Source organism: Paenibacillus sp. LS-5, assembly GCF_056121505.1.
In genome coordinates, this window is the sequence record NZ_JBWAVA010000012.1 from 115,703 (window position 1) to 142,162 (window position 26,460).

A 26,460-nucleotide genomic window follows, 5' to 3' on the forward strand; every position below is an offset into this window, starting at 1 on the left:
GGTTCACACCGGCAGCAAAGAATAACTGATTACAATCCTGAACAGCGTGATATGCCGTACTAGCCCGGTATATCACGCTGTTCAGGATTTTTTGAAGTGAATGGATAGGGGCGGCACAGAATTGAAACAGCTTGTCTATAGACATACAGGGAAATAGTAGATATGATTATGAATATTAAAATTTAATAAGCTTTAGAAAAAGGTGCGGATTTTCTTAGAAACGAGCGCTGCCATTATAAGGCGGCAAAGCGGTTTCTTTGTGTGTAATCTGCTTAAAAGGGAAGGCCGGTGTAAGTCCGGCGCGGTCCCGCCACTGTAAATGCGGAGCAACTCTTGAAATGCCACTGTCTGCTGTTAGGATGGGAAGGCAAGGGAAGCAATGAAGCATGAGCCAGGAGACCTGCCTTTTTCGCTGTTGTTTCTATTCTTCGGGGGTAAGAATGCGGAACAGGTGCAATACAAGCAGACGGCTGCTTAAGAGTAATATTGTATAGCCGCCGTGCATTTTGTATCCTTCCCCGGCCGCCCTGTAAAGGGCGGTCTTTTATGTGAATATAAGGATTTATACGCTTCACGCCATTGATTATCCTTATATTTCTCGCAGAAACGGATACCGTCCTTATAAGGACGGCGCAGCCGTGTCTGCTTGTGTTGCCGCGCCTAGCGGAGGACGAAGGCTTCATCCATTTTATCCAAAGAAAGAGGTTAGCTATGAAGAACAATCTATCATCCAGGTTTACACGGCTAGGTTTGATCGTAATCATGCTGTTCGCGGTTCTGGGAGCGGCTGTAGCTCCGGGAGGACAAGCTTTTGCGGAGACGGGTACTGCAGCTGCCGCGAACTCCGGAAGTGCCGCCTCAACTATAACTGCAAAACAGGCAGCCAGCGTAGCTGATGCGGTCTATGCGACTTCTGAGTTTGTGCTGAAGAACGGGGTACAGTCGGATTGGCAGGCTATCGGCCTTGCCCAAGCCGGTTACAAGGTCCCGGACAGCTATCTAAAATCACTTGAAAGCAAAGTAACCGCAGCCAAGGGCGTATTCGCCAGAGCTACGGAATATGCGCGGATTACGCTTGCCGTGAAGGCACTTGGAGGCGATCCGGCTAATGTTGGCGGCTACAACCTGATTGAGAAGCTGTACAATAACGATAAAATCACCGGCCAGACGCTGAACAACGCAGCTTATGTGCTGCTGGCTCTGGATTCCGGAAGCTATAACATTCCTGCTGATGCCAAATGGACACCGGCCAAATTGCTGGCGGAGATTCTGGCTAAGCAGAATACAGACGGCGGCTTCACCCTGACTACGGGTGCAAGTGATCCGGATATGACGGCGATGGTGCTGACGGTGCTGGCTGGACATAAGAATGATCCGGCAGCGAAAACCGCCGGACAGCGGGCAGCAGCCTGGCTCGCTACCGCACAGGATAAGAATGGCGGCTACGGTGACAGCAGTGAAAGTGTTGCTCAGGCGATCATCGGACTGTCTTCCTTTGGTGTAGACCCTACGGGAGCGGAGTATACCCGTGGTAATGTGAATCTGATCGGTAAGCTGCTGAGCTTCAGCACAGCCGGCGGCGGGTTCACCCATACGGCTGGCGGAAGCTACAACCAGCTCTCAACCGAACAGGCGCTGGAAGCGTTGGTAGCTTACAGCCTGTACAGCACAGGCGGCAAACTGTATGATCTCAGCAGTGTGCCTGTGAAGAATCCTCAGGTTCTCGTGTCCGTTGCCATTGAAGGACCGGGTGGAACCCTTGGAGAGGGCACTGTATATGCAGGCAATGTGCTTAATGCGCTGGAGAAAGCAGCAGCGCAGAAGGGTGTGGCCCTGGTTAATGAAGCAGGCAATTACGTGACGGGGATCGGCGGCGTGACTGCCGGTGCTTTTGGCGGCTATGACGGCTGGATGTATGTGGTAGCCCGCGGCGGAGCGTGGATTTATCCAAGCGTAGGCATGGGCGATTTTACCCTGGAGGCGAATGACCGCATACTCGTCTATTATGGCGGGGATAACACACAGGTGGTGGAATCCGTGACGGTATCTCCAGCACAGCCGAAGCCGGGACAGGATCTCACGGTAAAAGTGACTCAAAAACAGTGGGTGTGGAATGAAAAGACCTTCACCTCCGATCCGGTCACATCACCGTCCTCCGGTGTGCAGGTAACCATCGGCGGTAAAACGGCTGTTACGGATGCAGCGGGTAATGCTATTTTTGCCGGCGGCGTGCCAGCGAATAAATATACGATCGTCATTACAGGGTATCTCAAAAACAGCACACCTGCGGTAGTCCGCTATTCGCAGCCGCTGACCGTGGCGTCTGCTGCGGCGGACCGTGCTGCTTTTACCGATGTGAAATCGATCTCCCCTTGGGCCCTGGAGTCCGTGTATACGGCTTATGACCGCAAGCTGATGGACGGTGTCAGTAAGAACAGCCTTATATTTGCTCCGAAGCAGAAGATTACCCGGGCTGAGTTCGCGGCGCTGCTGCTGAGACTGACCGGCAATGAGCCGTCCCCCGCATCTGCTGCCCAAGCTTTCAGTGATGTTAAAGCGAATGCATGGTATTATGGAGCAGTGAATAAAGCGAAGCAATTGGGTATTATTAGCGGAGTAACAGGAACAACCTTCAAACCGGACGGCCTGGTTACCCGCCAGGATATGGCTGTGATGATGATGAGAGCGTTCAAGCTGGATGCTGCTTCTGCCGCGGCCGGAGCCGGTAAATTCACCGATGAAGACCAGATTAGCGGATACGCAGTAACTGCGGTACGCACTGTGACCGGACTTGGGCTTATGACAGGAGCGGGCGGGGAATTCAATCCTTCCGCAGCTGTAACTAGAGAAATGGCTGCAGTTGTGGCTGTCAGATTGCCTTAATGGAGTTGGAAAGCTTACCAGCAGGATGGTATGGGTGAATGGAGAAGCTGATAGATTACGCTGCGGGTGCCTGACCAGCTGATGGAGAATTCCTGCAGGCCCGGGGAAGGGCACGTTCAGCAGCAGGGAGTCTGATGCTCCCAATTCGCTTGTATAGATTTAGAAATCATAAGGTGTATGGACGGAACGGGGAACAGGCTGACTGCCCCCGTTCTTTTCCCTTTTTGTGGAGGTGTAGAAGGTAATGTTCAGTCTATCAAAACCAGGGCGGCGGAAGCTCTATCTGCTGCTTCCGCTCCTGACATCACTGCTGCTTGCCGGCTGCTCCCAGGCGCAGCCAGATTCCGCAGGCGGCGGGCCTGTGCCGCCCGCCGGTTCCCCGGCCGCTGCGTCTGCGCGGCCTGAGGGCACGGCCATACCCTCCGCTCCGGCGGACGGCATGGCCGCTTCAACCTCCGGCGCAGCATCCGCCGGAGCAGAGGCAGGGGCGGCGGATGCCACGCCGCCCGCTGACCCGGACGGCGCGGGCACAGACCGCGCGCCGTCAAATGCTGCGGGCGTAACGGTTACGCCCGCTCCGGCGTCTGCTGCGGCAGGCACGAAGCAGCCTGCCGCAGCAGCGTCATCGGCCGCTGCAACGCGCCCACCGGCCACCGCCGCGTCAGCATCCGCAGGCAAGCCGGCGCCTACTGCGGCAGGCACGAAGCAGCCTGCCGCAGCAGCGCCATCGGCCGCTGCAACGCCCCCGCCGGCTACCGCCGTGCCGGTGAATGCGGTGACGCTCTCCATTGTCGGAGACAAGGAGCACGGGACGATTTTTGCAGCAACCGATGTCGAAGTTAAGGACGGTGAGAGTGCGCTAGAGCTGCTGAAGCGCATCACCCGTAAGAATAAAATTCAGATGGAATATCAGGGAGCCAAAAGCTTCGCGTATGTAGAAGGAATAGATAATCTTTATGAGTTTGACCATGGGCCGGAGAGTGGTTGGATGTACAGGGTCAACGGTGAAATTCCCGGCAAAGGTGCAGGTAGCTACACACTGAAGCCGGGCGATACCGTGGAGTGGCTATATACGCTAGATCTCGGCAAGGATGTGGGAGCGGGTGTGCAATGAACAGCGGCTTTCGTTCGATGCACCCTTCGGTAGCGCTGGTCTATTATGCAGGGCTGCTCTTATTCGCCACCTTGCTGTTCCATCCCTTGTTCCTGGCAACGGAGATTGCCGGAGTAACGCTGTTGCTGGTGCTGCAAGGTCAGGGTCGCGGGCTGCTGCGCGGCCTGCCTTTTTATCTGCTGATGGCCGGTTCGGTGGCGGTACTGAATCCCTTGTTTTCACACAGGGGGGCGTATATTCTGTTTTATTTTATGGATCAGCCGATTACACTGGAGGCCGTGCTGTACGGGCTAATGATGATGATGGTGCTGCTGGCTGTCTTTATTCTGTTCATCTCTTACAATTACACGGTTACCACTGATAAATTCATGTACCTGTTCGCTAAGGCTGCACCCCGGACGACTCTGCTTACGCTCATGACCATGCGTTTCGTGCCATTGTTTCAGCGGCGGTTGCGGCAGATCACCCTGATCCAGGGGATCCGGGGAGTAGATACAGGCAAAGGCAGCGTGCGCTCCAGAATGAGGGATGGAATGACACTGCTGAAGGTGCTGCTGACCTGGTCGCTGGAGGAGGCGCTCCAGACGGCGGATTCCATGAAAGCGCGAGGCTATGGTACGGCCAAACGCAGCACGTACAGCATATTCAAGCTTGATTTGCAGGATAAGCTGGTTCTGCTGGTGCTGACAATCAGCGGCTTCATTACACTGCTCTGCTGGCAGCAGGGTTACGGCACACTGGAGATTTATCCCCGCATGAAGAAGATGGATTATGGCTGGCAGGATGCAGTCATGTATGCCAGCTTCTGCTTGTTCGTGCTGACCCCGTCGGCCCTGGAAGGAAAGGAGAAATGGTTATGGAGATCCTCGCAGCGGAACGGTTATCCTTCAGCTATCCCGAGGAAGACAGGGACTCGCTTCATGAGCTCTCATTTACGGTAGAGGAAGGGGAATTTGTGGTGCTGCTCGGCCCTTCAGGCGGCGGCAAAACCACACTCCTGCGCCATTTGAAGCGCGAGCTTGCTCCGGTGGGCAAGGTTAGCGGGTCAATCGCTTATAGAGGACAGCCTCTCGCGGATCTGCCTGCGGAACTGGCTGCAGGAGAGATCGGGATGGTGTTCCAGAATCCTGATGCCCAGATCGTGATGGACACGGTATGGCATGAGCTGGCTTTTTCGATGGAAAATATGGGCTATCCCCCTGCGGTTATGCGCAGCAGGCTGGCGGAGATCGCTGGCTTGTTCGGGCTGGAGCCGCTGCTGTACCGGCCCACACATGAGCTCTCCGGTGGTCAAAAGCAGCTGCTGAACCTGGCCTCTGTCCTGCTGCTGCAGCCGAAGCTGCTGCTGCTGGACGAGCCGACCTCACAGCTCGATCCGGTGGCTGCACGGGAATTCATCCAGACGATTCACCGGTTGAATGAGGAGCTGTCGGTGACGATAATCATCAGCGAGCACCGCCTGGAGGAAGTGCTGCCGCTGGCTGACCGGGTGCTGCTGTTGGAGGAAGGGGAACTGCGGTTCCAAGGCACGCCCCGTGATTTCGTGCTTCAGGCCGGCAAGGCGCCGGACCCTGCACATATGGCCTATTTACCGGCCGCCTCACGTCTCTTCCTCGCGCTTGAACCGGAGGCGGTATACACATCGCGGGATACGATCCCGCTGACCGTGCGGGAAGGCAAGCGCTGGCTGCATTCTCTGGACGGAATAACGGAAGGCGAAGTTGCGGCTCTATCTGCAGCCTCTATCCAGACTCCCTCGACTGAGCCGTTGCTCAGCTGCCGTGAAGTGACCTTCCGCTATACTAAAGACGGGGCAGAGGTGCTCAAAAAACTCTCCTTATCATTGTACCGGGGAGATCTTCTGGCCGTAATGGGCGGGAATGGGGCCGGAAAATCAACGCTGCTGCATGTCCTGAACGGTCTGCTTAAGCCCCAGCGCGGCAAGGTCACACTGGAGAAAGGCATTACCAGCGGCTTTCTGGCCCAGAACCCGCTGCTATATTTCAGCTATGACACGGTTCAGGAGGAATTGGAGCATATGGCAGCGTATGCCGGGCTGTCCGAGGAAGAGGCAGAACGGGAAATATCCCGGCTCCTCGAAATCTTTCAACTGGAGAATCTTCTGCTCAGCCATCCGCATGATATCAGCGGCGGTCAGCAGCAGAAGCTGGCGCTCGCCATGGTTATGATGCTCGGGCCGGACATTTTGCTGCTGGATGAGCCGACGAAAGGACTTGATCCCGGCGCCAAAGAACGGCTGGCTGCCTTACTTGGGAACTTGCGCAGTCAAGGAGTCAGCATTGTCCTGGTGACACATGATGTTGAATTTGCTGCAGGGTATGCCTCGCGCTGCGCGATGCTGTTCGACGGGGGGATAACCTCTGAGGGAGCCCCGGCGGAGTTTTTCAGCAGTAATTATTTCTATACGACAGTGGTCAACCGAATGGTGCGTGATCTTCTGCCGCAGGCATTAACGATAGAGGATGTGATGACAGCGTGGTCCGCTTTCGCTTCCCGCTCTTAATTGCACTCGGATTGTTTGTGGCTGGGCTGGCGCTTACCTCTGCGCTGAAAGACCGCCATTATATGCTGCTAAGCCTTGTACTGCTGGCGGTGACTCTACTGCCGCTGTTCATTAGACTGGAACGCCGTCCGCTTGAATCCAGAGAGCTTGTGCTGCTGGCAGTACTCTCCGCGATCGCTGCGGTCAGCCGGATTCCTTTTGCTGCGTTGCCCAGTGTGAAGCCTGTATCCGCCATTGTCATTCTGTCAGCATATGTCTTCGGTGCTGAAGCTGGCTTCATCATCGGCGCGGTGGCTGCACTGGTGTCCAATATCTACTTCGGGCAGGGGCCATGGACACCCTGGCAAATGTTCGCCTGGGGGATGGTCGGCCTGACGGCAGGCTGGTTGCGGAATACCTGGTGGATGAAGAAAAAGGGCGGAATGCTCGCCTTTGGTTTCATATGGGGTTTCTTGTTCGGCTGGATTATGAATATCTGGTATCTGATCAGTCTTCCTGACGCATTCAGCTGGGCGTTGGTCACTGCCGCATATGCATCCAGCTTTTATCTGGATCTGGCCCATGCCTTGTCCAATGTTTTTTTCCTGGCCATTCTCGCAGGAGGCTGGACCAAAGTGCTGAAGCGGTTTCGTAAAAAGTACGGGCTGCTCCAGGAATGAAACCGGAGTAACAGATTACGGGTCCTGGATTTCAAGGTGCCCCTGCTTGTGATAGCGGTTTAGTCCTATAGTCACAAGACGTTCTATATTGTTATCTTTTTCGACAAATTTCACACTCGAAATATCATACCTTCGACCTTAATCTCCGATAAAATAGGTACAGCAAGATTGGGAGAAGGCGGGAACAGGAAATATGAAACATCTTAAGGTTAGACATAAAATGGGCTTGCTGGTGACGGTTTTTGTGATCCTGCTCTTTGCAATTGGAGCTAACGGCATGCTTACCACCAATCAGATGGCTGACAGATCGAAGGAAGCTTACATTCAGAATCTGAAGCCGCTCTATCTGATTACAGAAATACGCGGAAACAACCGTGCGATTGAGTCGTTCCTTCTGGAGAATCTGCTTACCAGGAATGATACCCGTAACCAAGAGCTTGCCGCAGCCATCCAAAAGAAGATTAATATAAACAATACGCTGATTAGTCAGTTGAAGGCCATCTCCTTTGGCAATAAAGAAATTTCCAATAAAGTCTACGAATATCTGACGCTGCTACCGGATTACCGGGCACAGCGTGACAATATCATCAAGCTTGCCGGCAAGAACTTTAATAATGAGGGATATCAGATATTTTCGGGTACCAGTTTCAATGAATCACGGAAGACCATGGTAGATCTTCTTGAAGATGCTGCCGCCCTGCTGGTGCAAGAGGCTAAGGACCATAATGAAACGACATTGCAGAATGCCAAAAGCTCCATGGCAAGGAGTATTATTCTGATCATGACAGCGGTGCTTCTGTGTGCAGGCATCAGCTTCATTCTCTTAAGGCTGATTACAAAGCCTCTGGGAGAATTACAAATGCTGATGAAGCGTACAGAGACAGGAGATCTTACCGCAGCAGCCTCCTATGACTCGCGAGACGAGATCGGGCAAATTAATCGATCTTTCAATAGGGTGCTGGAAAGCCTGAAGCTGATGATGCAGGGGGTTTCGGAGAGTGCTGAAATGCTGTCAGCCTCCTCGCAGCAAATGAGCGCCAGTGCAGAGCAGACTGCCCGTGCTTCGCAATTCATCGCTGAAACCTCCAGTGGTATTGCCGCCGGGTTCGAGGTGCAGACGGAGACCATTGAACGTACTGCGCAATCCGTGCAGGTGATGGTGGAGGATGTTGCTGCTGTCGAGCGGAGCAGCAATGAAATTTCCGGACTCCTGCTGGACGCCTCAGCATCCGCCGATCATGGCGCCGGTGCGGTGGAAGCTATTCTTGCACAGATGAAGCAAGCGGATTCCAGTGTCTCTGCCAGCCGGGACATAGTCAGTAATCTGGACAGACTGTCGGCAGAGATCAATAACATTATTACCGCGGAAGCGACGGAAAGAAGCCCGCTGCAGATCACAGATATCCTTACACATATTCAGGGACAGACTGAGGATGCCATACAATCGATGAATTTGGGTTCACGGATGATCTCCAGCAGTGTATTGCAGAGCGAGGCTGTATCCCGGGCATTCATGGAGATTCAGGCATCTCTTAGAACCGCAGCGCATCAGACAGAGGAGACCCTGAGGACTATAGGGCATGTTTCCCTTGAGGCCTTGTCCGTGTCCAGGGCTATGGAGCAGGCAAGTAAAGTCTCGCGTAAGGGTACGGGGGATGTGCAGGCTACCAGCGAAGCCAGTGAAGAACAATTGACTGCTATGGGGGAAATGTCCATGTCAGCCCGGGATCTGGCCAGGCTGGCCGAGAATTTGCATATGGAATTGTCGCGTTTTAAACTTTAGGATGATCAATAGACAGCCCCCCGGGAGCCACTCCCGGGGGGCTGCTTTATTTTGTATGGACGAAAAAGCGGCCTGCCCGGCAGTAAATACCGGAACAGACCGCTTGAAGTGCAGATCTGAAAGAATAGTTAGTTCAGGTCTTAAGAGTACCAGCCCCATACGAAGATGAACAAGGTGCCGAAGATGGTGAACAGACCTACAAACAATGCGTATGCAATATTAATGTACAGCTCTTTCTTGGTATCTTCGGATTCCCCGATGTGCATGAACACGAACAGCTGCAGGGAAGCCTGGATAATCGCTGTAACCAGCAGTACGGCCATATTAGAGCCCTTGGACAGATCACCATAGATAACAATTAGCGCTGCGGCAGAAAGGACCAGAGAGGCCAGATAACCCATCACATGGCGAATTGGAAACAGTTGCTTCATCATGTCACATCAGTCCTTTCAGGTAGACGAAGCTGAAGATAAAGATCCAGACAACGTCCAGGAAATGCCAGAACAGTGAGAAGATAAATGCTTTATTGGCTGTAGCCGGGTTAATGCCCTGACGCCACAGTTGGATCATAATCGCTGTTCCCCATAGGAAGCCGAAGCTCACGTGAGCACCGTGCGTTCCCAGCAGGACGAACAGACTGGAGAGGAAGCCGCTGGTTTGCAGCGTAGCTCCTTCATGTACGTAGGTAACAAATTCACTGATTTCAATACCGATAAAGCCCAGACCCATCAGCAGCGTGAGGGCCATGAAGACCATCATTGCTTTCTTGTAGCCGAGACGCATGGCATGGACTGCAAGACCGATCGTGAACGAGCTGGTCAGCAGAAGGAAGGTTTCGATCAGCACCGGGCCGATTTCAAACAGCTCACTTCCGTTAGGACCGCTGGCGAAGCGGTCCACCATGACGAAGAAGACGGTAAACAAGGTGGCGAACAATGGAATTTCAGCTCCGAGAAACACCCAGAATCCGAAGATTTTGTTGCTGTTCTCTTCTGTTGAGTATTCAAGCGGCTTGGACGCATCTATTTTCATACAGTCTCACCCCGCATCAATTTCTTTTCTGTTGCAATAACTTCTTCCACTGGGATGTAGTAGCCGTGATCCCGGTCAAAGGACATAGCTGCCAGCATAATCAGAATGCCCACTCCGGCAACAATCGCTGGAATCCACATGCTGAAGACCAGGAAGAATCCGGCGAAGAAGAAGATTACACCAAGGATAAATGGCTTGCCAGTATTGCTTGGCATGTGGATCTTGGTAATTTTGTCCTCGAACAATGGCAATTTGTCCTGCTTGGCAGACCAAAAGGCATCGCGTGTCTGTACTTTGGGCACAACCGCAAAGTTGTAGACCGGCATAGGGCTATGCGTAGCCCACTCCAGTGTGCGTCCATCCCAAGGATCGCTTGTAGTATCTCTTGGCATGTAGCGTGTACTCCAGTAGATATTGTAGACCAGCAGTACAAAGCCTATCGCCAATCCTATCGCACCCACAAAGGACAGCATATTGAGCGGACCAAAGCCGGTTTCCTTGGAGTAGGTATACATTCTGCGGGTCATCCCCATCAGACCAAGGAAGAACAACGGGAAGAAGGTGACGTTGAAGGAAATCACGATCCACCAGAAGGAATGCTTGCCCAGACGTTCGTTCAGACGGAAGCCGAATACTTTCGGGAACCAGTAGTGGAACCCGGCGATAACAGCGAAGACGGCACCCGGAATCAGCACATAGTGGAAATGCGCGACCAGGAACATCGTGTTGTGATACTGGTAGTCGGCACTGGCCATCGCCAGCATGACACCCGTTACCCCGCCGATGGTGAAGATCGGGATAAAGGCCAGTGTGTACAGCATTGGTGTTGTGAAGGTAATGCGGCCTTTACGCAGTGTAAACAGCCAGTTGAATATTTTAACCCCTGTCGGAACAGCAATCGCCATGGTCGTAATCGAGAAGAAGCTGTTGACCATTGCGCCTTGACCCATCGTGTAGAAATGGTGGGCCCATACCAGGAAGGACAGAAGCGAGATAATCAGCATACTGAATACCATCGAGGTATAGCCGTACAGGTTCTTTTTGGAGAAGGTGGCGATAATTTCGCTATATATACCGAACGCCGGCAGAATAACGATATAGACTTCCGGATGGCCCCATACCCAGAACAGGTTTGCCCAGAGCATATCCATCCCGCCGTTGGCCATAGTGAAGAATTGGGAACCGAACAGACGGTCGAACATCATCAGTGCCAGTGCCACGGTCAGAACCGGGAAGGCGAAGACGATAATGATGTTAGTGATCAATACGGACCAGGTGAACATCGGCATCTTCATCAGCTTCATGCCTGGTGCGCGCATTTTGAGAATGGTTACGATAAAGTTAACGCCTGTGATTAGTGTTCCGAGACCAGCAATCTGCAGGGACAAGGAGTAATAGTTGTTGCCGACCGTCGGACTGAACTCCAGACTTGCCAGCGGGAAGTAGGCCGACCATCCGGCATCCGGCGATCCGCCGATGACGAATGAAATGTTGAGCAGCATGGCTCCCATAAAGAAGAGCCAGAAACTGACGGCGTTCAGACGCGGGAAAGCCACGTCTCTGGCACCAATCTGCAGCGGTACGATAACATTCATCAGACCGATAATGAACGGCATGGCCATGAATAGAATCATGATTAGGCCGTGGGTGGTAAAGACCTCATTGTAATGCTGGGCATCGAGGAATTTCATTTCCGGCGCTGCTGTCTGCAGACGCATCATCATCGCGTCCACGCCGCCGCGGAACAGCATGAGCAGAGCGGCCAGGATATACATTACGCCGATCTTCTTATGGTCAACTGTTGTCAGCCATTCGCGCCAGAGGTAGCCCCATTTTTTAAAATAGGTAAGTCCGACGAGAATCCCGATGGTAGCGAGTGCGATACTGACCATGGCTCCGTATATCAAGGGTTCGCCGTGAACCTTAAATTTGTCTAAATCCATTAGGGTGGCTCCTTTCAGGTTGTTTCATCGAGCAGTGTATTAAGAATTGCTGTTGTGCGTTTGTTCATCTACAGGTGAGCTTGGCAGTGGCTGTTCGACTTCCGGATTTGGTTTACTGTCGAACTCGGTCTCGCTGGAAGGTTCCGGTGAGGGATGGACATCTTTATTATCCTGATGATCCATATTTCCGTTATCCATATCCATCTCAGAGCCGTTACCGCTCATATGCTCACTGTGGTCTCCTGGAGGAGGGCTGAATTCCAGATGGGTGGAAGAATACGTTTTACGCCCAAGGAAATCGGTAGCAAGCAGGCCCTTGAATTCCTTTTCCGTAAGCTTCGGAGCCGTTTCCTTGACTTCTTTCACCCACTCATCATAATCCTTACTGCTCATAACAAGTGCTTCGAATTCCATGTGGGCGAAGCCTTTACCGCTGAAATTGGCATTCTTACCGATATAAGAGCCTTCTGTATCAGCAGAAAGGTGAAGCGTAGTGAGCATGTCGCTCATTGCATACTTTTGTCCGGCAAGCTGTGGAATCCACAAGCTCGTAATTGTGCCGAAGGAGTACATTCTGAATTCTACCGCCCGGTGAACCGGCATATTGACATAGTTCACAGTCTCAATACCTTCCTCCGGATAGCTGAAATGCCATTTCCAGTTGGAAGATGAGGCATAGATGACCAGTGGAGTCTGGTCCTTATAATCCTCTGCCTGATTCTCGACGGCGTTGGTCGTTTTGACCGTTACGACTGACAGGAAGGCCACGATAATGATCGGGATAATGATCCAGATCGCCTCGAGCACTTTATTGCCCTCCTCATGCTCCGGAATATATCCTTCATTGCTTTTCTTAGCCCGGTATTTCACCAGTACAAAGATATATAAGATGTAGACAACGGCCAGAACACCGAGCATCACGAGAATGGAGAGGATGATGGTGTCAGACAAAGTTCGTGCAGACGGCCCCTTCGGGTTCAGAACAGCGAGTGAACTGCATCCCGGCAGGAGGAGGATGAGGCTGAGAAACAAAGCGTATAACGGTCCCTTTTTTTTCATATAGAACTCCTTCCTTCAATAGTTCTTTTCATTCGCCGAACGTTACGGGCAAACATTAACCTGTATCTATAGTAAGAATTACTTACCCATAATGCAAAATACATATTTTGTAATAAAACCTAGAATCGCCCTTAAAAATGTCCATTCAGTTAAATATGTGTGATCAATTTGTTACAACATCCTTAACGTATGATAAAGATCACAGTAACGGTGCGCCTTAAGGTTATTTTAAGAAAGTTCAAAATTTGTTCACTAATTCACAATTGTTACTATTTTCGTCACATATAATAAAGCCGGAAATGGCTCGTAAAGAGCGGATTTTGCTTGATATAACAGCATTCGACAGAATTTGAGTCTTTTCTGAAAACAATGACGATATGTCATTTATCACAACAGAACGGTTACAAACTTTTCTGCTCCCGGTTACAATCTCTCAAATTACGTTATATCTTTGTATGCTAATGTTATAGATAAATATACATAGATTGGAGATTGTGCCGGTGACTACTAAAAAGGTAATCCTTTTAATGATTTCTTTATTCCTGTGCTTCGGTGTCCTGCAGGCAACAGCGGGTGCAACGGAAGCCAAACATTCTTTGAAGCTGGGAGTGGGCGATACCTTGAGCGGCATCACAGCCGTTGCGCAACATGATACCTATTATGTTCCTCTCCGCGCTTTGGCGGCAGAACTGAAATGGACGCTTACTGGTCTTCCGGAGGGTATTCAGGTCGATGGCGGGGGACGTACGCTCCGGCTGCTGAAGGATAATGGGGGAGCTGAGCTCCAGGATGGAACAGTTGCCAAGGCAGATACCTTTCTTCAGGATGGATCATTAATGGTTCCGCTGAAAATAAGCGCCTACCTTGGATATATCATTTCCTTTGAACCGGAGAAATATTTACTGCGCGTCTATGATGCATCGGCAACACTAGATGACGCCGGGTTCTTAAGCAAATACAAGAGCGAACTGGTGCCGCCTGCCGCCCCAGAAGAACCTGCAAAAGCTCCTGCACCCAAACCGGGTACTACCTTGTATCTGACTTTTGATGATGGACCGTCAGCGACCACTTCAGAGCTACTGGATATTCTGGATAAATACGAGGTCAAGGCTACATTTTTCATGCTTGGACCCCATATGAACAGTTATCCTTCCCAAGTAAAAAGGATTGTTGAGGCGGGCAATGGTCTGGGCCTGCATGGCATGACGCATCGCAAAGAGAAGTTCTATGCATCAGCCTCTGCTGCGCTTGCCGAAATGAACGGGGACAATACAATCCTGAGGAAGATCACCGGCAAAGGTACAACGCTGATTCGTCCGCCATACGGCAGCAAGCCTTATTTCACTAAGGTATTCAGAGACAAGGTGCTCACTGAAGGTTATCATCTGTGGGACTGGAACGTGGATTCGGATGACTGGAAGTACAAAGAGGATAGTGACACCATCTACAACACGGTCATGGACCAGGTGCATAAGCTGCAACAATCCAGAACCAATCCGGTGATCCTGATGCATGACCAGAAAGCCACCCTCAAGGTGCTGCCGCGCCTGCTGGAAACTTTGAAGAAAGAAGGCTATACGTTCGAGATCATTACGAAGGATGTCGAGCCGGTGAATTTCTGGAAGGACAAACGCTAACGATCTCTGGGGTTGGAATTTGGAAGGCAACTGATGGCCTTATTAATTTAATAAAAAAGAGCAAGCTGCAAAGTTGAATTAACTCCGTAGCTTGCTCTTTTATTGTGCCAATGAAGGGGAAATAGACACCGGACGGCCCTGTGGGCCGTTTCTTTGTGTTGACATCAATACCCGACTGTATTAATAATGGTAGTACAGTTAATACACTGAGATGCTTGCCGGAAGACAGCATACGAAAGGAGGACTGTCATGTTCGAATTGGACGTCCGCAGCCGCAAACCGATCTATGAGCAGTTGACCGATAAGGTCAAAGAGATGATCATGCACGGAATTCTGCGGGCCGATGACCAGCTTCCGTCTGTAAGAACCTTATCCTCACAGCTTACTGTGAACCCCAATACGATTCAAAAAGCCTACCGGGAGCTGGAGCGGGAAGGATATATATATTCTCTGCAGGGCAAGGGAAGCTTTGTAGCACCTTCGCAGCAAGGGCAGAACGAGAGTAAAAGAGCGGAGCTTCGGGAGGAATTGCTGCGCCTGATGGCAGAAGCTGTCTACCTCGGATTCACCGAAAGCGAGATAGGAGCGCTGTATCGTCAGGTGCTGGATCAAAGAGAGAGAGGGGAGAAACTATGATCGAGATTCGCGGAGTCAGCAAAAGTTTTCAAGGTGAAAAGGCTGTAGACAGCCTGTCGCTGACGGTACATAAGGCAACCATTTACGGGCTGCTGGGCTCCAATGGTGCTGGTAAAACCACGCTGCTGAAGACACTCGCGGGAATCTACCGGCCTGAAGAGGGAACGGTTCGCATTGGGCGCCAACCCGTGTTTGAGAACCCGGAGGTGAAGCAAAGCCTGATCTTTATGCCGGACAGCCCGTACTTTTTTCCTCAAGCATCAATCATTAACATGGCCACGTTCTACCGCTCGATTTATCCGGGGTGGAGCGACAAGCGTTTTGAGGAGCTGGCTACAGTGTTCCGGTTGGATACGGCACGCAAGCTAAGCCGATTCTCGAAGGGGATGCAGCGCCAGGCAGCGTTCTGGCTTGCGCTAAGCTGTAAGCCGGATGTACTCATCATGGATGAACCGATTGACGGGTTGGACCCGGTTATGCGCCGCCAGATCAAAAACCTGCTGTTCCAGGAGGTCGCCGAGCGGGAGCTGACTGTGCTGATCTCTTCACATAATCTGCGGGAGATTGAGGATTTGTGTGATCATGTCGGTATTATGCACGGCGGCCGGATGCTGGTCGAGAAGGATCTTGATGATCTGAAGGCGGACACGCACAAGGTTCAGGTCGCTTTCCGAGATGAGCGCCATGCGGCGGCTCTGGGGGCCAAGCTGCAGATTCTCCATCAAGAGCGGCGGGGCAGCGTGAATCTGTATATCGTAAAAGGCGAACGGGAGCGGATTTCGCAAGCCTTTCATGTCTATGAGCCGTATGTGTTCGATCTGCTTCCCTTGACGCTTGAGGAAATCTTTATTTATGAAATGGGGGATGCCGGGTATGACGCGCAGCCGATACTTCTTTAACAGCGGTGTTATTCGCCAGAATGTGCGCCAGCACGGTTGGATTGGTATCATCTATACGCTTGGCCTGTTATTTTCGCTCCCGTTGCAGTTGTTCATGAGCGGCTATTCTGGTACGGAGCCCCAGAAGGTGGACGGCTTGTTCAGCGTCGGAGGAGATATGCAGGTGTTGTTCATCATCGTATTTCCTGTAGCTGCAGGCTTATTCGTGTTCCGCTATCTGCAGTCTAAAAGGTCCTCGGATTTGTGGCATAGTCTGCCGCTGCGCCGGGAGCAGCTGCTTACTGCCCATATGGCGAGCGGACTCTGCCTTTTGCTGCTTCCGGTCTGGCTGACGGCAGCGGTCACCGCAATCGTAACTCCGCTGGGCGGCAATATGTATATTTATTCTGGTGCTGATATTTGGAATTGGTGCCTGATCGTCAGTATTATTACTTTGTTTCTTTTTGTATTCAGCACCTTTGTTGGCATATGCACGGGGCAGACGGTGCTCCAGGGAATAATCGTATATATTCTGCTCATTCTTCCAGCAGTATTGTTTCAACTTGTCAATTATCATTTGGGCACGTATTTATATGGTTACCCGGAAGGGTCCGGATCCAGCGACAGTCAGTTAATGTGGTCACCGCTGCTGCGTTTGGTCACGTATACCAATGATGTCTTCAGCGTAGTTGAGCTATGGATTTACTCGGTACTGTCGGTTTTGTTCGTTGCCTTATCCTTTGTGCTGTACCGCAAACGCCATGGAGAAAAGACAGGGCAGGCCATTGCCTTCACCTATTTCAATCCACTGTTCAAAGCGGGTGTCATGCTCTGTGCCATGCTCCTGTCGGGAACCTATTTTACAGCTGTGAAACCTCATCAGATAGGCTGGATGGTCTGCGGCTATATTACCGGGGCCATACTGGGTTATATCGCAGCCGAGATGATTATCCGTAAAACCTGGCAGATCCTAACGCGCAGAGTACCGCTGGAGTTTACGCTGTATGGAATTCTGCTAGGTCTGCTGATCTACATTCCGGTATCCGGATTAACCGGTTATGAGAGCCGGGTGCCAGCGGGGGAACGCGTCACGGGAGTGTATGCGGGAAGTAATTATCGGATGTATACGGATGATTCATTCCCAAGGGAGTATAGCTTCAGTGCAAATGCGGATTTTTCTCATTCCTCTGCGGAACAGGATGCTTCTCCGGCCAAGCCGGATTTCTACACTTCCGATAAACAATACATCGAAGCGGTTCGCAGACTTCACCATACCCTTGTAACGATGCAGCCGATGAACCAGGATTCATCGGGACACTATTCTCCTGGAGCCCATATGTTCACTCTTGCCTATCAACTGGACAACGGGCACAAGCTGGTGCGGCAGTACTGGATCCCGGGTGAGGGCCTTGAGCCTGAAATGAAATCTGTGATGGAAAGTCAGGGCTTCAAACAGAATGAATATACGCTGTATCAGCTAGACGAGGACATAGAAAGCATACGCCTTGGCTCCAATTACACATCTAAGGCCGTTAGCATCTCTGATCCCCAAGAGGTTAAGGAATTTACAGGACTATTAAGAAAAGAAATTCTGAATATGAGCTATGAAGACCAGACGGGTGATCAGAAATCCGTTGCTTCCATTCAGATGAACAGTAAGCCGGACAAAAGAGGTTATGGTTTCAATTATTCATTCGACTGGAAGCCTTCCTTTCATGAACTGGAGAGCTGGCTCGTTCAGAAGGGCTATGCCGATAGGGTCCGTCCTGCAGCACAGGATGTAAAGTCCGCTGAACTGATCAAAGATGATTATGCCGGTAAGCTTCCTGACGGGGCGAGGTTTGATGCTGAACAACATATGAAGCTGGCACGCAGTAAGAACCGCTCTGCTATGGTTAAGGACGCGGTACTGATTAATGATATCTTGAGCCGCCAGCGTAACTTCTCGGGGAAGAATGGCGATTACCTTGTGAAGCTGACCTATAAAGACGGATCGATAGATTATGCTGCGCTCAGCGAAAAAGATGTAACACCGGGTCTTCTAGCTCTGCTTCCATAGGACGTCTTGACAGAGCCTGGAAGCATGGATTATGCTTTTGGAAATATTATGATACCCACAAAACTAAGCGGATGCTTTCGAAGCCAGTTTTGTTGTAGTAACTCGATGAAGCATAGCCCACAAAACTTTTAGGAGGTCAGTACAGATGAATGAACAAGGAAAACTTTCGTACCCGAATCATATTAATTTGTTTCCGATTTATCTGTCTGCCTCGTTCGGTAGGTTAGCCCCAGCAGCGGTGAAATGATAGCCGGCAGCATCACACAATGTGGTGATCCGGTAATCATCTTCCTGAATCTGCATAAGGCTACGGCCTGGCCATGGACGATGGAGTCCATGGCCTTTTTTGTGATTATTTTGGATAAGGAAGGGAGAGATACATAATGTCTGAAATTCATAAATCCATTTCCCGCGAGCTTCGCGCCATCGAATCTGAAGAGAATGTCCGTATCCTGTACGCTTGTGAATCCGGCAGCAGGGCCTGGGGCTTCCCCTCCAAGGACAGCGATTATGATGTGCGGTTCCTTTATCTGCGCCGGCCGGAAGCTTATCTCTCGATCTTCGAGCAACGGGATGTCATCGAGCGTCCGATCAGTGACTTGCTGGATATTAACGGATGGGATCTGAAAAAGGGACTTACCCTTTTCCGCAAATCGAATCCTCCGCTCCTGGAGTGGCTCCAATCAGGGGTCCGTTATGAAGAGAACTATACCGTAGCAGAGAGTATCCGCAGCTTGTCGCCGCTTGGATTCTCGCCCAAATCCTGTATTTATCATTATCTGAATATGGCCCGGGGGAATTACCGGACTTACCTGCAGGGCAGCGAGGTCAAGATCAAGAAGTACTTCTACGTGCTCCGTCCAATGCTTGCGTGTGCCTGGATTGAGAAGTATCAGGAGGTACCGCCTCTGGAATTCACTGTACTGGTGAAAGATCTCATCCCGGAAGGAACGGAGCTAAGAGAAACGGTTGACCGGCTGCTGGTCCGCAAAATGTCAGGAGAGGAACTGAATCTGGAGCCGCGTCTTGAGGTTATTAACGAGTATCTTGAGCAGCAGATCAGCCATTTTGAAGAGGTTGCGGCCCGGTTTGGTTCTGGGAACGGGGTAGAGGACAACGTGCTAGATGAACTGTTCCGTTCCGCACTGCTTGAGGTGTGGGGGAACAAATGTTGAACCAAGCTGCTGAGGTTTCACTCAGCAAATTTATGACCAAGCTGCTTCGGCATACCCCGGCAGAGTATGGACTGCTGCTTGATCCTGAGGATGGCTCTTGTCTGCTGGACGATCTGCTGAGTGTCATCACCGCAGCCCCGAAGTGGACGGGAATCTCTGAAGAGGACATCCGTCAAGTTGTCCGAAATAGCGAGAAGCAGCGTTTCTCCATTGAAGGTGAGCGTATTAAAGCGCGGTACGGCCATAGCCATGCGAAGCTTGCATATGAGCCGGGAACCCCGCCGGAAGTGTTATATCATGGGACACATACAACCGCAATGTCCGCGATCCTAAAAGAAGGACTACAGCCGATGGGGCGGCAGTATGTACACTTGTCAGAGGGGCTCCATTTTGCCAGCTTGGCCGGGAGCCGCAGGGGCAAGCTGGTTCTGCTGACTGTGGATACGGTTAAGGCTGCGCATTTGGGAGTAACCTTTTATTATGCGGGTAATGAAGTGTGGCTGGCGGAGCCGGTTCCACCTGCTTGTATTGCCTTGCGGGAAGAATCGTAGAAGGGTACCACCAGCTTCCAGCTTACAGGAGGGATAACCCATGGAAGAAGTGCCGGATCACCTTGACCACGGCTTGCAGATTGTTTTTATTGGCTTCAATCCCAGCCCCCGTTCCGGTGAGCTGGGGCATCATTACGCCAATCCGCGCAATCATTTCTGGCGCATTTTGGAACGCTCCGGCCTGACACCCCGCCTCTATGATGCTTCAGAGGACGGTGAATTGCTCCGGCTAGGCCTAGGCTTCACCAATATTGTCGCCCGCCCGACACGTGGAGCGGAGGACATTACCCGTGAGGAATATGCAGAGGGACGGCAGATTCTTCGGGACAAGCTTACCCGTTACCGTCCTGAGATCGCCTGCTTTGTAGGCAAGGGAGTCTATACGGAATTCACCCGCAGAGCAAAGGCGCATTGGGGGTTTCAGGAGGAACAGCCCCCGATCGTGGATGGCGTGAGGGAATTCGTCGCTCCTTCGTCCAGCGGCTTGGTACGAATGCCAATGCCAGAGATCGTAGCTATTTACCGCAGGTTGTATGAGTATATTCATGAAAATACGTAATTCCGGCTCTCTGACCGGAAACGGTTAGAATAAAGGTAAAAGTGCTCTTAATTCCGCCCTCCCTGGCGCAGGTCACTTTGTCTACCAGTATGTATTGCTCAGACGGCAGGTTGGTACCTAACACAAAAACACCCTTGAATAAAACATCAAGGGTGTTTTTGCCTTATTACTGTGCCAACCCCCGCGCCTCAGGTCTGGATCAGCAGCAGAATAATTGAGGAGAGCGACAGGCAGACGCTGGCCAGATACAGCACGGCAACGACCTGCTTCTGGTTCAGGCCGGCTTTGAGCAGGCGGTAATGGACCTGGGTCGCATCGGCCTGATAGATCGACTTGCCTTGCACGAACCGTTTGATGACGACAAACAAATTATCGAAGATTGGCACGCCCAGCGCGAGAATCGGGATGAACAGCGACAGGACCGTTGCCTGCTTGAATGCACCGTCCAGCGCAATTACAGCCAGAATATAGCCGAGAAAGGTGGCGCCTGCGTCACCCATGAAAATTTTGGCCGGAGCTTTATTGTAACGAAGATAAGCAATAGTGACGCCCACAAGAGTGATTGCCATCATGGCTGAGGCGGATTGCCCTTTGGCCAATGCAACCACAAATAGGGTTACTGCGGAAATAGCCGTCAGGCCACCGGCCAGACCGTCCATGCCGTCTGAGAAATTAATGACAGTAGTCACGCCGAAGATCCAGAGAATAGTAAGCACAAATTGCAGGATAACCGGCAGCGAGATATAATCCCCGGAGAAGGGATTGAAGAATCCTGTGAAGGCGTTGCCCGACAGAAAGACCAGAATCGCAGCCGCGATCTGAACAATGAACTTTGGCAGCGCAGGGAAATCCTTGCCTTTGGTTTTGTACCAGTCATCGATGGTGCCTATAGTCAGCAGGAGCACACCGCCAATGAACAAGGCGAGTGTACCGAGCGAGAGATCACGGGTAAACAGCAGATAGGTAATGAAAAATCCGATGAATATCGCATAGCTGGCTGTCAGCGGAATGGGCTCCCTATGTATTTTGCGTTCCACATCCTGCCGGGGCTTGTCCACAAAATCAAGCCTGAATGCAAGCTTGCCAAGCGGAGGAATAAGCAAATACACGATGAAAAAGGACACCAGAAACGCTAGAACGTATAAAATGATAATCACCGCCATTACTTTTTTTTGAAAAAGCCTCTCTGAATTATATCGCAGATGGCTGGTGGTTGTCGACGAGACGCGAAACTTGGAGGGAATATGGAAATATGAAATATGATGTTATTTTATTTGATGCCGATGATACCCTGTTTGACTACGGAATGGCTGAGAGCAAGGCACTGTACAATGCTTTTGTCCATTTTGGCCTGCCTACCGGTGCTGAGGATTATGCTGCAAGTTACCAGGAGATTAACAAAGCGCTGTGGAAGGATCTGGAACAAGGACGGACCACATCTGCCGTGCTGCGGGTCGAACGGTTCAACCGGCTGTTTGCCGCACATAAGCTCGAACTCAGTCCTGAGGCATTCAGTGAAGCGTATTTAAAGTTTCTGGGTGAGGGGACATACCTGATTCAGGGGGCAGTGGAGCTGTGTCAGGAACTGGCCGGATGCAGACTTGCGATTATTACCAATGGGATCAAGGATGTACAATTATCTAGAATTCAGGGTTCGCCGCTGAACAATACCTTTGAGCAGATTATTATCTCCGAGGAGACGGGTTACCAGAAGCCGGAAGCGGGAATTTTTGATTATGCTTTTAATAAGCTGGGGATCTCTGACCGGAGCAAAGTGCTGATTGTTGGGGATTCGCTGACCTCTGATATTCAAGGCGGAATGGGATATGGTATCGACACATGCTGGTTCAATCCGCTGGGCAAAGCAGGCGATCCGGGCATACAACCGACCTATGAGATCCGGGAACTGTCTGAGCTTCTGAAGATTATACGTTAATCCCGGATGATGTAGTTCTGAGGTTGAAAACTTTTCCATGTGTTAAATATATTAAGATACAATACTCATACTCTATCGCCAAATCTATACGGGGAGAGGATCTAGATGAACAAAAAATGGCTGATTACCACCGTCGCCGCAGGCATGATGATCACCGGATCGGCAGGTGTCTATGCGGGAGCTAAGCTGGAGTCGATCAAAGCCTATCTGAATCACAGTATTGGAGTTGTGGTGGATGGCACCCCTTACTGGCTGAAGGACGGAAACGGTAAAACCCTGACGCCGATCACTTACCAAGGAATTACGTATTTGCCGATTCGCTCGATCGCCGGTGCCCTGAATGTACCGATAACTTATGATGCTGCGAACTACAAAGTGAGAATTGGCAGCGGCACCGAGACGGGCGGCAACTCTGGAACGGACGGCACGGCTACAACTCCGGTGGAGAGCACCATGCGGCCTCTGAACTTGCCGAAGGATTTCCCGATACCGCCAGATGCTCTGATTGCGACTACACTGGATACGGATGCAGACGGGGTGAAGAAGGTGGCTTTTACCTATTCTACACAGGAGACTCTGGAAATGATGGGGTTTGTATACGGTGAATATGTGCGGATTAAAAGGCTGGAGAATGCTTCCCAGACCGTAAGCGCCACGACGGTCCGAATCTCAGGCAGACTGGGTGGGACAAGCCCGTTGTCCATCACTGGCAAAGCTTCAACCGCGCGTCCGGGCTTCAATATCTTCACCATTACTTTTTCGGAGAGCTGATTAGGAGGACGCTTATTCGCTAAAACAGCTGCGCCTTCTGAAGGGCGCAGCTGTTTCTGTTGAATTATCCCTGCTGCCGTGTATCCAGCGGCTTCAGGTGAGCTTCAATCTGCTCGCGTTTTGGCTCAAGGAAAGGCGGCAGAGCCAGGGATTCGCCCAGATGCTCAATATCCTCATCTGTGGCAAAACCGGGGCCGTCGGTTGCCAGCTCGAACAGGATTCCACTCGGTTCACGGAAGTACAGGGAGCGGAAATAGAAACGGTCCACGAAACCCGAATTCGGGAGCTGGTAGCTGCCGATCCGTTCGATCCACTCTTTCAGCTCTTCAGCGTTGTCTACGCGGAAGGCTACGTGATGAACACCGCCGCGTCCGAGCCGTTCCTGAGGCAGATCCTTGCGTTCTTCCATATGGATCTCCGACCCGGAACCGCCTTCGCCGGTTTCATATACAATGACATCCGGTTGTCCGGCAACTTGGGAAGGATAGCTGCCTTTGCGGCGGAATCCGAGCAGATCCACAAGAACCTTTGCAGAAGGCTCTGCCGTCTCAACGGTCAAATGAACCGGCCCCAGACCGAGAATGGCGTATGCAGCCGGAACCGGACTTTTCGCCCAAGGTTTGCCGCCTGCAACACCCTGATTATGTTCATCCGATACAAGAATCAGGCGCTGTCCCTCGTAATCCCGGAAGGATAGCGTCTGGCGTCCTCCGCGATCTGTGATCTCGTCATGTTCCACCTGGAACTCCTCGAACCTCCGGGTCCAATACACAAGTGACTTATCATCCGGCACCCGGAGCGACAGCGCGGAAATGCTGTTGTTACCGTCGCGGTTGCGTCCTGCGTTCGGAATCTCGAAGAAGGTAACCTCTGTTCCAGGGTTACCCACTTCATCCCCGTAGAACAAATGGTAGACGGAGACGTCATCCTGGTTGACTGTCTTTTTGATCAGACGAAGTCCAAGCACCTCAGTATAGAATTTGAAATTTTCCGGGGCTCTGGCTGTTAGAGCAGATACATGGTGAAGTCCTTTTAGTGTTAAACTCATGATAGTTCCTCCTGTAAGTTATGGAATTTGAAGTACTGATGACATGGGATTTATAAACATGATATAAAGTATATAATTATTTTTAAGTTACTTACATTTTAATAGTAATACGCGTAATTGGCAAGTGTGAATTTATTTGATTCAATTTATGGAGAGCAAGGAAGCTGCCTCGTTCTGGAGACGATGAAGCTGTATCTTCTTATCTGCAAAGGAGAGCAATATGATACATACACCAAAAAGTTTAATGGAGCAGCTAGGGAAAATGGGGATTGATCCGCAGGGAACACTCCACGTCCATTCTTCGCTGAAGAGTATCGGGGAAGTACAGGGAGGGGCAGACACGGTACTGGATATTCTCTCTGAATATATGAGAGAAGGACTATTGGTTCTCCCCACGCATACCTGGTCTTATATTAATGCAGACAATCCGCGGTTCTCCGTCCTGGATTCTCCCTCCTGCGTCGGTATTCTGCCGGAGCTCTTCCGGAGACGCCCGGATGTTGTCCGCTCGTGGCATCCGACCCATTCCGTAGCAGCGCTAGGTAAGGATGCGGCCGCATTCACCGCCGGGGATGAACGCTGGGATACGCCTTGCGCCCGCGGCTCTGTCTATGGCAAACTTCTGGATCGTAAGGCAGACATTATGCTGCTTGGTGTAGATTTGCGGCGGAACACATTTATCCACGGGATCGAAGAATGGCTCGATATTCCCGGTAGAATGACGGACGATCATGAGCAGCTGTTCACGGTTACACCCGGCGGGAAAGAGCTTCCCGTCCCTTCACGCAGGCATTGCGGACTCTCCTGGTCGCAGCATTTCTGGAAGGTAGAGGGGGTGCTTGAGCAAGGCGGGGCACTGCGCAGAGGTAGTTTTGGAGATGCGCCTGTAATGATCTGCGGAACAGTGGAAACAACGGATATTCTAAGCCGTATGCTTCGCAGCAATCCGGATCTGTTCTCGGACAATGAGCCGCTGGACGGATTAGAGGTGCCTGAGCCGCTGCCCAAGACGAGGAAGGGAATTCCGGATTGATGGATTTACGGGACATGAGTATATAAAAAGGGTAATGAATTTCAGGTTCTTGTCCGCAATCTGGCGGGCACCTATCAATGTATGGTATATTATTCTCACAAAAAACATAGTAAGGAGATTGGAAATGGAAAAAACTTTGATCTTTGGACACAAAAATCCGGATACGGATACGATCTGCTCGGCTATCGCTTATGCGGCATTGAAGAAGGAACTGGGCTGGGATGCCGAGGCGGTCCGTCTTGGCGAAGTCAGCGGCGAAACTAAATATGCACTTGACCAATTCGGTGTGCAGGCACCCCGTCTGGTGGAGAATGTGGCCGGCGAAGCTAAACAGGTCATTCTGGTTGACCATAATGAACGCCAGCAAAGTGCGAATGATATCGATCAGGTCCGTGTGGTTGAGGTAATTGACCACCACCGGATCGCTAATTTTGAGACCGCTCATCCGCTCTACTACCGTGCTGAACCGGTAGGTTGCACAGCAACTATTCTTAACAAGCTGTACAAAGAAAACGGAGTAGCTATTCCGAAGGATATCGCCGGTCTCATGCTGTCCGCAATCATTTCCGACTCCCTGCTTTTCAAATCGCCAACCTGCACCGAGCAGGATGTAGCAGCTGCACGCGAGCTGGCTGCCATCGCCGGTGTTGACGCTGACAGCTACGGACTTGCGATGCTCAAGGCGGGTGCCGATCTAAGCGACAAGAGTATCGCCCAACTGATCTCCCTGGATGCCAAGGAATTCAAAATGGGTGAATACAAAGTGGAGATTGCCCAGGTGAACGCAGTGGATGTTAACGATGTGCTCTCCAAGCAAGCTGAGCTCGAAACAGCCCTGACTGCCATCATTGATGACAAAGGACTGGACCTCTTCCTGTTCGTCGTAACGGATATCCTGAACAATGATTCCGTAGGTTTGGCTCTGGGCCGTGTGGCTGGTGCCGTTGAGCAGGCTTACAATGTGAAGCTGGATGACAACAAAGCTGTTCTGAAGGGTGTCGTTTCCCGCAAATCACAGATCGTTCCAGTTCTGACCGAGACCATTGCCAAGCTGTAAAAAAGGCAGGTACGGTAAACGGTTCTATTCCGCAATAAAGTGATCTATGTATGACACAGTCCGGCTGTGTGCCTTCTTTACAGGAGGTGCACAGCCGGTTTTTGTATATATAGGATTTTCCTA

24 protein-coding genes and 1 riboswitch are annotated in these 26,460 nt (G+C 51.3%); of the genes, 18 read left to right on the forward strand and 6 right to left on the reverse strand.

Features of this window, described 5'->3' with window-relative positions; genetic code table 11:
• Positions 1–232: 232 nt before the first annotated feature.
• Positions 233–422: riboswitch (cobalamin riboswitch) on the forward strand.
• Between the two features lie 289 nt (positions 423–711).
• The 6 genes from AC0MA3_RS17780 (at position 712) to AC0MA3_RS17805 (ending at position 8,963) form a co-directional block, all read left to right on the forward strand.
• Positions 712–2,883 (forward strand): S-layer homology domain-containing protein, encoded by a 2,172-nt coding sequence (locus AC0MA3_RS17780; RefSeq protein ID WP_474657169.1) that lies wholly within the window; start codon positions 712–714, stop codon positions 2,881–2,883.
• A 244-nt stretch (positions 2,884–3,127) separates the two neighbouring features.
• Positions 3,128–3,997: a DUF4430 domain-containing protein gene (locus AC0MA3_RS17785; protein ID WP_474657170.1), complete on the forward strand. Its 870-nt coding sequence runs from the start codon at positions 3,128–3,130 to the stop codon at positions 3,995–3,997.
• Positions 3,994–4,938, forward strand: a complete 945-nt coding sequence (locus AC0MA3_RS17790) for an energy-coupling factor transporter transmembrane component T (protein WP_474657171.1) — start codon at positions 3,994–3,996, stop codon at positions 4,936–4,938. The genes AC0MA3_RS17785 and AC0MA3_RS17790 overlap by 4 nt, the downstream gene beginning before the upstream one ends.
• Positions 4,854–6,521 (forward strand): ABC transporter ATP-binding protein, encoded by a 1,668-nt coding sequence (locus AC0MA3_RS17795; protein WP_474657172.1) that lies wholly within the window; start codon positions 4,854–4,856, stop codon positions 6,519–6,521. Before AC0MA3_RS17790 ends, AC0MA3_RS17795 begins: the two co-directional genes overlap by 85 nt.
• Positions 6,494–7,180 (forward strand): ECF transporter S component, encoded by a 687-nt coding sequence (locus AC0MA3_RS17800; RefSeq protein ID WP_379154316.1) that lies wholly within the window; start codon positions 6,494–6,496, stop codon positions 7,178–7,180. Before AC0MA3_RS17795 ends, AC0MA3_RS17800 begins: the two co-directional genes overlap by 28 nt.
• 193 nt (positions 7,181–7,373) lie before the next feature.
• Positions 7,374–8,963 carry a methyl-accepting chemotaxis protein gene (locus tag AC0MA3_RS17805; RefSeq protein ID WP_474657173.1) on the forward strand — a complete coding sequence of 530 codons (1,590 nt, stop codon included), beginning with the start codon at positions 7,374–7,376 and terminating at the stop codon, positions 8,961–8,963.
• 140 nt (positions 8,964–9,103) lie between these two features.
• Here AC0MA3_RS17805 and qoxD read toward each other — a convergent pair whose 3' ends face one another.
• From qoxD to qoxA, 4 genes are read right to left on the reverse strand one after another with little or no spacing between them, the layout of a single operon-like run.
• The gene (gene qoxD, locus AC0MA3_RS17810) at positions 9,104–9,397 is read right to left on the reverse strand and encodes a cytochrome aa3 quinol oxidase subunit IV (protein ID WP_474657174.1); all 294 of its coding nucleotides are present in this window, start codon (positions 9,395–9,397) and stop codon (positions 9,104–9,106) included.
• Between the two features lies 1 nt (position 9,398).
• Entirely contained in the window at positions 9,399–9,995 is a 597-nt protein-coding gene (locus tag AC0MA3_RS17815; RefSeq protein ID WP_474657175.1) for a cytochrome (ubi)quinol oxidase subunit III, read from the reverse strand.
• Positions 9,992–11,938 carry a cytochrome aa3 quinol oxidase subunit I gene (gene qoxB / locus AC0MA3_RS17820; RefSeq protein WP_474657176.1) on the reverse strand — a complete coding sequence of 649 codons (1,947 nt, stop codon included), beginning with the start codon at positions 11,936–11,938 and terminating at the stop codon, positions 9,992–9,994. The genes AC0MA3_RS17815 and qoxB overlap by 4 nt, the downstream gene beginning before the upstream one ends.
• A gap of 39 nt (positions 11,939–11,977) precedes the next feature.
• Complete coding sequence (qoxA, locus tag AC0MA3_RS17825; protein WP_379154326.1) at positions 11,978–12,997, reverse strand: cytochrome aa3 quinol oxidase subunit II; 1,020 nt, start codon at positions 12,995–12,997, stop codon at positions 11,978–11,980.
• A 500-nt stretch (positions 12,998–13,497) separates the two neighbouring features.
• On the opposite strand from qoxA, the gene AC0MA3_RS17830 reads away from it, so the two are divergent.
• The 8 genes from AC0MA3_RS17830 (at position 13,498) to AC0MA3_RS17865 (ending at position 20,492) form a co-directional block, all read left to right on the forward strand.
• Positions 13,498–14,634, forward strand: a complete 1,137-nt coding sequence (locus tag AC0MA3_RS17830) for a polysaccharide deacetylase family protein (RefSeq protein WP_474657177.1) — start codon at positions 13,498–13,500, stop codon at positions 14,632–14,634.
• Positions 14,635–14,883: 249 nt separating this feature from the next.
• Positions 14,884–15,270, forward strand: coding sequence for a GntR family transcriptional regulator (locus tag AC0MA3_RS17835; protein ID WP_379154330.1), 387 nt, complete (start codon positions 14,884–14,886; stop codon positions 15,268–15,270).
• Positions 15,267–16,169, forward strand: coding sequence for an ABC transporter ATP-binding protein (locus tag AC0MA3_RS17840; RefSeq protein WP_474657178.1), 903 nt, complete (start codon positions 15,267–15,269; stop codon positions 16,167–16,169). Before AC0MA3_RS17835 ends, AC0MA3_RS17840 begins: the two co-directional genes overlap by 4 nt.
• Positions 16,144–18,207: a hypothetical protein gene (locus AC0MA3_RS17845; RefSeq protein ID WP_474657179.1), complete on the forward strand. Its 2,064-nt coding sequence runs from the start codon at positions 16,144–16,146 to the stop codon at positions 18,205–18,207. Before AC0MA3_RS17840 ends, AC0MA3_RS17845 begins: the two co-directional genes overlap by 26 nt.
• A 243-nt stretch (positions 18,208–18,450) precedes the next feature.
• Positions 18,451–18,591, forward strand: a complete 141-nt coding sequence (locus tag AC0MA3_RS17850; protein ID WP_474657180.1) for a hypothetical protein — start codon at positions 18,451–18,453, stop codon at positions 18,589–18,591.
• Positions 18,591–19,382 (forward strand): nucleotidyltransferase domain-containing protein, encoded by a 792-nt coding sequence (locus AC0MA3_RS17855; protein WP_474657181.1) that lies wholly within the window; start codon positions 18,591–18,593, stop codon positions 19,380–19,382. The genes AC0MA3_RS17850 and AC0MA3_RS17855 overlap by 1 nt, the downstream gene beginning before the upstream one ends.
• On the forward strand, positions 19,376–19,933 hold the full coding sequence (locus AC0MA3_RS17860; RefSeq protein WP_474657182.1) for an RNA 2'-phosphotransferase: 558 nt from the start codon (positions 19,376–19,378) through the stop codon (positions 19,931–19,933). The genes AC0MA3_RS17855 and AC0MA3_RS17860 overlap by 7 nt, the downstream gene beginning before the upstream one ends.
• Before the next feature lie 40 nt (positions 19,934–19,973).
• Entirely contained in the window at positions 19,974–20,492 is a 519-nt protein-coding gene (locus tag AC0MA3_RS17865) for a mismatch-specific DNA-glycosylase (RefSeq protein WP_474657183.1), read from the forward strand.
• 188 nt (positions 20,493–20,680) lie between these two features.
• On the opposite strand, the gene AC0MA3_RS17870 is transcribed toward AC0MA3_RS17865, so the two are convergent.
• A complete protein-coding gene (locus tag AC0MA3_RS17870) occupies positions 20,681–21,655 on the reverse strand; it encodes an MraY family glycosyltransferase (RefSeq protein WP_474657184.1) in 975 nt (324 codons plus the stop codon).
• An 89-nt stretch (positions 21,656–21,744) separates the two neighbouring features.
• Between AC0MA3_RS17870 and AC0MA3_RS17875 the strand changes: the two genes are divergently transcribed.
• Positions 21,745–22,428, forward strand: a complete 684-nt coding sequence (locus AC0MA3_RS17875; RefSeq protein WP_379155834.1) for a YjjG family noncanonical pyrimidine nucleotidase — start codon at positions 21,745–21,747, stop codon at positions 22,426–22,428.
• A gap of 105 nt (positions 22,429–22,533) precedes the next feature.
• Positions 22,534–23,199, forward strand: a complete 666-nt coding sequence (locus tag AC0MA3_RS17880; RefSeq protein ID WP_474657185.1) for a hypothetical protein — start codon at positions 22,534–22,536, stop codon at positions 23,197–23,199.
• 64 nt (positions 23,200–23,263) lie between these two features.
• Here AC0MA3_RS17880 and AC0MA3_RS17885 read toward each other — a convergent pair whose 3' ends face one another.
• Positions 23,264–24,247 (reverse strand): ring-cleaving dioxygenase, encoded by a 984-nt coding sequence (locus tag AC0MA3_RS17885; protein WP_474657186.1) that lies wholly within the window; start codon positions 24,245–24,247, stop codon positions 23,264–23,266.
• A gap of 220 nt (positions 24,248–24,467) precedes the next feature.
• Here AC0MA3_RS17885 and AC0MA3_RS17890 point away from each other — a divergent pair, with 220 nt between their 5' ends.
• Together AC0MA3_RS17890 and AC0MA3_RS17895 are read left to right on the forward strand one after the other, a co-directional pair.
• Entirely contained in the window at positions 24,468–25,280 is an 813-nt protein-coding gene (locus tag AC0MA3_RS17890) for an AAC(3) family N-acetyltransferase (protein WP_474657187.1), read from the forward strand.
• A gap of 124 nt (positions 25,281–25,404) precedes the next feature.
• Positions 25,405–26,337, forward strand: coding sequence for a manganese-dependent inorganic pyrophosphatase (locus tag AC0MA3_RS17895; protein ID WP_379154354.1), 933 nt, complete (start codon positions 25,405–25,407; stop codon positions 26,335–26,337).
• Positions 26,338–26,460 lie beyond the last annotated feature (123 nt).

Bases quoted from the DNA above. Each gene is read 5' to 3' on its own strand.
- AC0MA3_RS17780 (WP_474657169.1), top strand. From the start codon at position 712: ATGAAGAACAATCTATCATCCAGGTTTACACGGCTAGGTTTGATCGTA.
- AC0MA3_RS17785 (WP_474657170.1), top strand. From the start codon at position 3,128: ATGTTCAGTCTATCAAAACCAGGGCGGCGGAAGCTCTATCTGCTGCTT.
- AC0MA3_RS17790 (WP_474657171.1), top strand. From the start codon at position 3,994: ATGAACAGCGGCTTTCGTTCGATGCACCCTTCGGTAGCGCTGGTCTAT.
- AC0MA3_RS17795 (WP_474657172.1), top strand. From the start codon at position 4,854: ATGGAGATCCTCGCAGCGGAACGGTTATCCTTCAGCTATCCCGAGGAA.
- AC0MA3_RS17805 (WP_474657173.1), top strand. From the start codon at position 7,374: ATGAAACATCTTAAGGTTAGACATAAAATGGGCTTGCTGGTGACGGTT.
- qoxD (WP_474657174.1), bottom strand. From the start codon at position 9,397: ATGATGAAGCAACTGTTTCCAATTCGCCATGTGATGGGTTATCTGGCC.
- AC0MA3_RS17815 (WP_474657175.1), bottom strand. From the start codon at position 9,995: ATGAAAATAGATGCGTCCAAGCCGCTTGAATACTCAACAGAAGAGAAC.
- qoxB (WP_474657176.1), bottom strand. From the start codon at position 11,938: ATGGATTTAGACAAATTTAAGGTTCACGGCGAACCCTTGATATACGGA.
- qoxA (WP_379154326.1), bottom strand. From the start codon at position 12,997: ATGAAAAAAAAGGGACCGTTATACGCTTTGTTTCTCAGCCTCATCCTC.
- AC0MA3_RS17835 (WP_379154330.1), top strand. From the start codon at position 14,884: ATGTTCGAATTGGACGTCCGCAGCCGCAAACCGATCTATGAGCAGTTG.
- AC0MA3_RS17840 (WP_474657178.1), top strand. From the start codon at position 15,267: ATGATCGAGATTCGCGGAGTCAGCAAAAGTTTTCAAGGTGAAAAGGCT.
- AC0MA3_RS17845 (WP_474657179.1), top strand. From the start codon at position 16,144: ATGACGCGCAGCCGATACTTCTTTAACAGCGGTGTTATTCGCCAGAAT.
- AC0MA3_RS17850 (WP_474657180.1), top strand. From the start codon at position 18,451: ATGATAGCCGGCAGCATCACACAATGTGGTGATCCGGTAATCATCTTC.
- AC0MA3_RS17855 (WP_474657181.1), top strand. From the start codon at position 18,591: ATGTCTGAAATTCATAAATCCATTTCCCGCGAGCTTCGCGCCATCGAA.
- AC0MA3_RS17860 (WP_474657182.1), top strand. From the start codon at position 19,376: ATGTTGAACCAAGCTGCTGAGGTTTCACTCAGCAAATTTATGACCAAG.
- AC0MA3_RS17865 (WP_474657183.1), top strand. From the start codon at position 19,974: ATGGAAGAAGTGCCGGATCACCTTGACCACGGCTTGCAGATTGTTTTT.
- AC0MA3_RS17870 (WP_474657184.1), bottom strand. From the start codon at position 21,655: ATGGCGGTGATTATCATTTTATACGTTCTAGCGTTTCTGGTGTCCTTT.
- AC0MA3_RS17875 (WP_379155834.1), top strand. From the start codon at position 21,745: ATGAAATATGATGTTATTTTATTTGATGCCGATGATACCCTGTTTGAC.
- AC0MA3_RS17880 (WP_474657185.1), top strand. From the start codon at position 22,534: ATGAACAAAAAATGGCTGATTACCACCGTCGCCGCAGGCATGATGATC.
- AC0MA3_RS17885 (WP_474657186.1), bottom strand. From the start codon at position 24,247: ATGAGTTTAACACTAAAAGGACTTCACCATGTATCTGCTCTAACAGCC.
- AC0MA3_RS17890 (WP_474657187.1), top strand. From the start codon at position 24,468: ATGATACATACACCAAAAAGTTTAATGGAGCAGCTAGGGAAAATGGGG.
- AC0MA3_RS17895 (WP_379154354.1), top strand. From the start codon at position 25,405: ATGGAAAAAACTTTGATCTTTGGACACAAAAATCCGGATACGGATACG.